Annotated in this window: 5 protein-coding genes and 1 tRNA gene; 3 read left to right on the top strand and 3 right to left on the bottom strand. The window is 57.0% G+C overall.

The window, feature by feature from the left end:
* The 3 genes from RCH91_RS18920 to RCH91_RS18910 form a co-directional block, all read left to right on the top strand.
* The coding region (locus RCH91_RS18920; RefSeq protein ID WP_306536572.1) for an enoyl-CoA hydratase-related protein at nucleotides 1-673 on the top strand (673 nt) is incomplete at its 5' end.
* 56 nt (nucleotides 674-729) lie between these two features.
* Nucleotides 730-2043 (top strand): acetyl-CoA hydrolase/transferase family protein, encoded by a 1314-nt coding sequence (locus RCH91_RS18915; RefSeq protein ID WP_306536570.1) that lies wholly within the window; start codon nucleotides 730-732, stop codon nucleotides 2041-2043.
* An 18-nt stretch (nucleotides 2044-2061) separates the two neighbouring features.
* Complete coding sequence (locus tag RCH91_RS18910; protein WP_306536568.1) at nucleotides 2062-3408, top strand: hypothetical protein; 1347 nt, start codon at nucleotides 2062-2064, stop codon at nucleotides 3406-3408.
* 109 nt (nucleotides 3409-3517) lie between these two features.
* On the opposite strand, the gene RCH91_RS18905 is transcribed toward RCH91_RS18910, so the two are convergent.
* The 3 genes from RCH91_RS18905 to dksA all read right to left on the bottom strand — a co-directional run bounded on the left by RCH91_RS18905 (nucleotide 3518) and on the right by dksA (nucleotide 5916).
* Nucleotides 3518-3593 (bottom strand) — tRNA-Ala (locus tag RCH91_RS18905).
* A gap of 82 nt (nucleotides 3594-3675) precedes the next feature.
* Entirely contained in the window at nucleotides 3676-5502 is a 1827-nt protein-coding gene (locus RCH91_RS18900) for a GAF domain-containing protein (protein ID WP_306536566.1), read from the bottom strand.
* Between the two features lie 57 nt (nucleotides 5503-5559).
* Nucleotides 5560-5916, bottom strand: coding sequence for an RNA polymerase-binding protein DksA (gene dksA / locus RCH91_RS18895; protein WP_306536563.1), 357 nt, complete (start codon nucleotides 5914-5916; stop codon nucleotides 5560-5562).
* Between the last annotated feature and the right edge of the window lie 84 nt (nucleotides 5917-6000).

Here is a 6000-nt window from a genome sequence, read left to right as displayed (position 1 = left end):
CATCGGCGGCGGCCAGGAAATCGGCATGGCCGCAGACTTCAGTATTGCCCAGGATCTGGCCAACTTCGGCCAGGCCGGTCCCAAGCACGGCTCGGCCGCCATCGGCGGGGCCACCGACTTCCTGCCGCTCATGATCGGCTGCGAGCAGGCCATGGTCTCCGGTACCCTCTGCGAGCCCTTCTCGGCCCACAAGGCGGCCCGACTCGGCATCATCGCCGATGTGGTTCCTGCCCTCAAGGTGGGGGGAAAATTCGTCGCCAACCCGACCGTCGTCACCGACCGGATGCTCGACGAATACGGACGGGTCGTCCATGGCGAATTCAAGACCGGCGCAGCCTTCAAGGAAGGGCAGGCCCAGATCAAGGAAGGGGAGATCGATCTCGGCCTCCTGGATCAGAAGGTTGAGGAACTGTGTGCCAAGCTTCTGGAGACCTTCCCCGAGTGCATGACCAAGAGCCTGGAAGAGCTGCGCAAGCCCAAGCTTCAGGCGTGGAACCTCAACAAGGAAAATTCCCGTGCATGGCTGGCGCTCAACATGATGAACGAGGCCCGTATCGGCTTCAGGGCCTTCAACAAGGGAACCAGGGAAACCGGCCGTGAGATCGACTTTGTCAAGTTGCGTCAGGGATTGGCAAAAGGGACGCCCTGGACCGAGGAGTTGGTGGATATTTAAAGCTTACCGGCAGATGTGCTGAACCAATGAATACAATCCACTGGAGGGTATCAGTCATGGAGAGCGTTAAAAGAGCCAAACATAGCTATGAAAAGGAGTACCGGCAAAAGGTCTGCTCGCCGGAACAAGCCGCATCAATTGTAAAGTCGGGAGATCATCTCTGCTTCCCTATCAGCGTCGGGGAGCCGACGCTCTTCGTGAGGGCGTTGGCCGCCCGCAAGTACGAGCTGCAAGGGGTCGTCATCAACCAGCAGCATCATCTGTGCCCCGATTATTTCACGGAGGATTCGGTTCCGCACATAAAGGTCAACGCCTGGTTCACGAGCCACGTATCCCGCGAGGCAGTCCAGAAAGGGTGGGCGGATTTCGTCCCCAACTACTTCCATGAGGTCCCCAGGCTCCTGCGTGATTACTGGCCGGTTGACGTGGCAGGGACGGTGGTTTCCCCCATGGATGAGCATGGCTACTTTACCTGTAGTCTCTCCGTCGCCTACACCATGGAGGCGGTCAAAAAGGCGTCGAAGGTGGTGGTGCAGGTGAACCCCCAGGCACCCCGGACCCACGGCAACTGTCATATTCACATCTCCGAGGTCGACCACATCATCGAGTGCAATGAGCCCCTTGCGTCCTTGACCATTCCTGCCATCACGCCGATTGAAGAGGCTATCGGCGGTTATATCTCGGAACTGGTGGAAGACGGTTCATGCTTGCAACTTGGCTGGGGAGGCATACCGAATTCGGTCTGCAAGGCGCTGCTGCACAAGAAGGATTTGGGGATACACACCGAGCTGCTTTCCGACGGCATGGTGGACCTTATGCTTTGTGGTGCGGTCAACAACTCCCGCAAGCAGACCCACCGCGGTAAGACTGTCGCCACTTTCGCCCTTGGTACCAGCCGGCTCTATGAATTCATGAACGAAAATCCACGGATAGAGATGCATCCGGTGGACTATGTCAACTATCCCCACAACATCGGCAAAAACGACAACATGGTGTCAATCAACGCCACCCTCGAGGTGGACCTGCTTGGCCAGTGCTGTTCCGAATCATTCGGGCATCTGCAATACAGCGGAACCGGAGGCCAGGCCGATTTCGTCCGGGGATCGAATATTTCCAACGGCGGTAAAGGCTTCATCACCACTGCATCGACAGCCAAAAATGGAACCATATCAAGAATCGTCCCGACCCTTGCCCCGGGAGCATCCGTCACCACCGGGAAAAACGATGTGGATTACGTGGTCACCGAATTCGGGGTTGCCAAGCTCCGCGGCCAGACGGCCCGTCAACGTGCCCTCAATCTGATCAACATCGCGCATCCCGATTTCCGTGGAGAGCTCACAGAGGCTGCCAAAAGGATGAACCGTATTTAGGGTTGGGAGGGGTAAGTAATGATATGCAGATGGGTATTTTGTGCAATGGCTCCGCTAATTCTTGCGACGCCGGTATTGGCTCAGGATGTTCCCCAGGAATCTCCGCCACCGTATAATTGTGATTTTGAGCCGTCGTGTGAGGTGAGCCCCGGTATCTATGGGAAAATGTCTTCTCCGGTCACGAGCAAATTCAAGTTGTCAATTGGCGGCTTTGTAAAACTTGATTATGTGTACAACTCCGTAAATCTGGGCTCTGCAAATGGTATCGGCCTTGTGGCGACGTTGCAGCCCAGCGGCATTCCCAAAACCAGTTCAGCTGCGGCGAAACAGGATCAGTCCCTCTTCTCCGCTCGACAGAGCCGTCTCTGGTTCAAGGCTGAAGGTCCGACATTTCTGGGTGCAAAGACAGGCGCGCTTATTGAAACCGATTTTTTCGGTTCCGGCGGCAGCAGCAATGAAACGGCTACTATGCGAATCCGGCTTGCTTACGGAACCCTCGATTGGGCAGATACTCAGATTCTCTTCGGGCAGTCGTGGGATCTCTTTGCGCCGGCAGCAGCATCCACTATCGACTTTGGTCAGGGGCAGACCGCCGGTAACCCGACTACCCCCCGCGTTGCCCAGTTAAGGGTGTCGCAGAAAGTGAAACTGAGCGATCAGAATTCCCTCAAGCTCATAGCGGCCCTGCAGAATCCGGTGCAGGACAGCAATACTGCAAATGGCACGGCGGGGGAGTCCTGGGGTGCCAAGCCCAATATTGCAGGACAGGCGATGCTTGTCAGCAAGGCGCTTGGCGTTGCTCCCGGATTCTGGGGCCTCCCTATGAACCACCTGACGGTGGGATTTTTTGGCTTATATGGCAATCAGGAAATAGCAGGCAATGCACAGACAGTTGATTCGTGGGGATATGGCCTGTACACCTTCGTACCGGTTCTGAGGTCTGCGGACGGCAAAAGCAGAGCAATGACAGCCTCCTTCGAAGGGCAGGCATATAAGGCTGCCAACATGTCGTTCAACTATGCAACCGTCAGCCCGTTATTAGGACCGCAAGGGGACAAGACCGGTGCCAAGGGGTACGGTCTATTCGGGCAGATGATATTTTATCCGACTCAGAATTTGGGTATTACAGCCGGCTACGGCATGAGAGGTGCGGAGAATTTTGCAAGTTATACCCGAAGCGGCATAAAGGACTTCCAGAAATCAAACTCCCAGATCTTTGCCAATATTGCCTATGACCTTAACGCAGCCGTCAGAGTTGCAACCGAGTATCAATATGTAAGCACCCGATACGGTAACGTCACTGCGGGCACCTCTGATTTGGGAAAAGCAAATGTGTTCCGGTTCTCGATGATCTATTTTTTCTAGCAGTTTGTTTTCGGGGGAGTGCATCCCAAAGAGGTTGCATGAGAGGTTGCACAAAATTGGTATAAACACAAAGGGCTTACAATTTTCATTGTAAGCCCTTTGTGTTTATTGGTGGAGATGAACGGGATCGAACCGTCGACCTATGCGTTGCGAACGCATCGCTCTCCCAGCTGAGCTACATCCCCATTGTAAATTATAAATAGTCCTGTTTGATCGGACACGGCACCAGATTTATACCGTAAAGTGACTCCCTTGAAAAGAAGAAAGTTAGGGGGATACGGGGATGGTTACAGTGAATTCAGCCCCTCCATCCTTGCGGTTCCTGACCTCGATCCGGCCGCCGTGGGTGGTGATGATCTTGTGGGCGATGGCGAGACCGAGACCGGTTCCCGTTTCCTTTGTGGTGAAGAAGGGGCTGAAGACGGTGTGGATATGCTCGAGGAGGATGCCTTTTCCCGTGTCCGCGACGCTGATTGAAACGGCCCGGTTCCCGTCGAGTTGGGAAGGGAAGGTGGCGATTTCCAGTACGCCGCCTGGCTCCATGACGTCATTGGCGTTGGTGAAGAGGTTGATGAGGACGTGGCGAAGCTGCGGGCAGTCGCCCAGTACCGACGGTAGCCGTGATGCCAGCCGTTTCTCTACCCTGATCCCCTTCTCTTCAAGGGGGATGGCGACCACCGCGAGGGCATCGTCGATGACCTGGTTCAGGCTGCACCGTGCATAGCAGATGGTCGTCCGTTTCGAAAAGAAGAGAATGTCGGTAAGCATCTTCTCCAGGTGCTGAACCTCACGGGTGATGACATCTGCGTACTGCCATTCTTCCGAGTCGGCGGGAAGCCGCTTTTTCAGCCGCCCTGCGAAGCCTCCCACCGATACGAGGGGGTTTTTAAGCTCATGGGCGATTCCTGCGGCCATCTTGCCGATGGCGGCCAGCTTTTCTCCCTGCAGGAGGCGTTCCTGGGTCTCGTGGAGGTTACGGTTAGTCTCCTCGAGTCGATTGTAGAGAATGGAGTTTTCTGCCGCCAGTCCCGCCTGGTTGGTGAAGAGTTGCAGAAGGTTGAGCTCGTCGGGGGTTAGGGGGCGTCCGCTTAAGCGGTTGTCGACGACGATGGCACCAATAACCCGGTCATGGGCTATGAGGGGGGCGACGGCGAAGGAGGCGCCGCCAAACCGCCGGTTGAAGGAGCGGTCAACGGGGTGCTCCCTGCGAGGATTGCGCACATGCACGAGCTTCCTGTCGAGCACTGCCTGCGAGATGGGGTTTTGGGTGCTGTCCAGGGGGAGCCGCGTCGCCTTGACGAGTCTGCAGAACTCGGTCTGCTGCAGGGCTGCAATGTCCTCGTCGGAAACGCTCAGGGCGTCCGGTGCGGGTGCGTGGGGGCCGCCGTCGGACGGCTCGAGTCCGTCGGTTCGAGCGATGCCGGTCATCCCTTGGAGTGTCTCGGTTCGCTCGTTGGCCAGAAAGAGCATGGCCCGGTCGAAGAGGGGGGGTGTGCCTGAGGTGAGGGCGGCGAGGATCAGGTGGACGAGCCGGTTCAGCTTGATGGTTGAGAGCATCGCTTTGCTGATCCGGTAGAGAAAATAGAACTCCTCGAGCCGTTTGTTCATGCTATCGAGGGAGCGTTTGTAGCGAATGATTCCGGCGGCCTCGATCAAAAGGATCTGGAGGAGTTCCCGATCGGTTTCGTCGAGGGGGAGGTCTCCGGGGAGGCCCAGGGAGAGGACGCCGACGAGGCGATCTCCGTCGATGATGGGATGGGCGTCAATCTGGCGCTCGGTCCCTATGGACGGCTCATGGGGGTGAAGCGATGATGTCCCGCGACGAAGGGGCCGGGCGCTCGCCGCGCACCTCCCTGCGACCCCTTTGCCGAAGGGAATGCGGCAGTCGCTGATTTCGTCCGGAACGAGGGTCGAGATCTTCAGGTGGAGTTGTCGCTCCCCCTCGTCGGCCAGGTAAAAGGTGGCCGATGCGCAGTGAAATGCCTCGGCAATGAGGAGGGCGAGGGCTTTCAGCCGTACCCGGTGGGGTTGGTCGGTGGTGTTGGCTATCCGAATCGCACTGCTCACTATCTTGAACTGATTCTGAACAGCCATCCAGACTCCAGGTATGCGGTATGTGCTACGGGGAGTGCGCAGGAAGGGGAGGGGACGTCACGGGTGCTTTTCTTTCCGCTCCTGTTCCATCTTACAGTCGATGCAGAGGGTGGTGACTGGTCGGGCCTTCAGGCGGGCCTCGCTGATGTCCTCTCCGCATACCTCGCAGGTGCCGAAGCTGCCATCCTCGATCCGCTCGAGGGCCTCCCGGATTTTGTTGATGAGCTTGCGCTCCCGGTCCCGGATGCGGAGCTCGAAGCTGCGGTCAGACTCCTGGGTGGCCCGGTCGGTGGGGTCGGGGAAACTGGTGGAGTCGACGGTCATTTCCGAGACGGTTTTTCCCGCCTCTTCCTGGAGCGTGCGGACCTCGTCGTTGAGGATCGATCTGAAATATTCGAGCTTCTCCTTGTCCATGCCACGCGTCTCCCTTAGTTTGCGGTAAATCGTACAAATAATAAAGGGAATGTATGGTCAAGTAAAGCAAAAAGTACTGCCGGC

It is taken from the genome of Geobacter sp., from assembly GCF_030834625.1.
In the GTDB taxonomy this organism is placed as follows: Bacteria; Desulfobacterota; Desulfuromonadia; order Geobacterales; family Geobacteraceae; genus Geobacter.
The sequence above is the reverse complement of the archived record's forward strand: the minus strand, read 5'-3'. Positions and strand labels throughout refer to the sequence as shown.

Coding starts and splice junctions, on each gene's coding strand:
- RCH91_RS18915 (WP_306536570.1), top strand. CDS start 730: ATGGAGAGCGTTAAAAGAGCCAAACATAGCTATGAAAAGGAGTACCGG.
- RCH91_RS18910 (WP_306536568.1), top strand. CDS start 2,062: ATGATATGCAGATGGGTATTTTGTGCAATGGCTCCGCTAATTCTTGCG.
- dksA (WP_306536563.1), bottom strand. CDS start 5,916: ATGGACAAGGAGAAGCTCGAATATTTCAGATCGATCCTCAACGACGAG.
- RCH91_RS18900 (WP_306536566.1), bottom strand. CDS start 5,502: ATGGCTGTTCAGAATCAGTTCAAGATAGTGAGCAGTGCGATTCGGATA.